At 62.3% G+C, this 310-nt stretch carries 1 protein-coding gene; it reads right to left on the bottom strand.

Going from position 1 to position 310, the window contains the following annotated elements; all coding sequences use genetic code 11:
* Positions 1-310, bottom strand: a 310-nt coding sequence (locus L6D77_RS27100; protein WP_236170235.1) for an immunoglobulin-like domain-containing protein, incomplete at both ends; no start/stop codon positions are given.

Below are 310 nucleotides of genomic sequence, written 5' to 3'. Positions count from 1 at the left end.
GTGAAGGTGCCAGAGGCGCTGCCCGCTGGAACGGTGACTTTGGTGCCGTCGGTCAGGGTGAAGGTCAGGCCGTTGTGGCCAGTGACCGACAGGCCCTGGGCGTTGGTCAGGGTGACGGTGTAGGTGATCTGGCCGCCTTCGGTGACGGTGGTCTTGTCGGCGCTGAGCGTTGCAACGACTTCACTGGTGGTGTCGGTGATCTGTACGGTGGCGTTGCCACCCAGTTCCAGATTCTCGAAGGTCTTGCCAGCGACGGTTGCGTCGCTGACACCCACGGTCAGGCTATCGGCATCTTTGAAGACGTCATCGC

It is taken from the genome of Pseudomonas parasichuanensis (genome assembly GCF_021601385.1).
Classification (GTDB): domain Bacteria; phylum Pseudomonadota; class Gammaproteobacteria; order Pseudomonadales; family Pseudomonadaceae; genus Aquipseudomonas; species Aquipseudomonas parasichuanensis.
The sequence above is the reverse complement of the archived record's forward strand: the minus strand, read 5'-3'. Positions and strand labels throughout refer to the sequence as shown.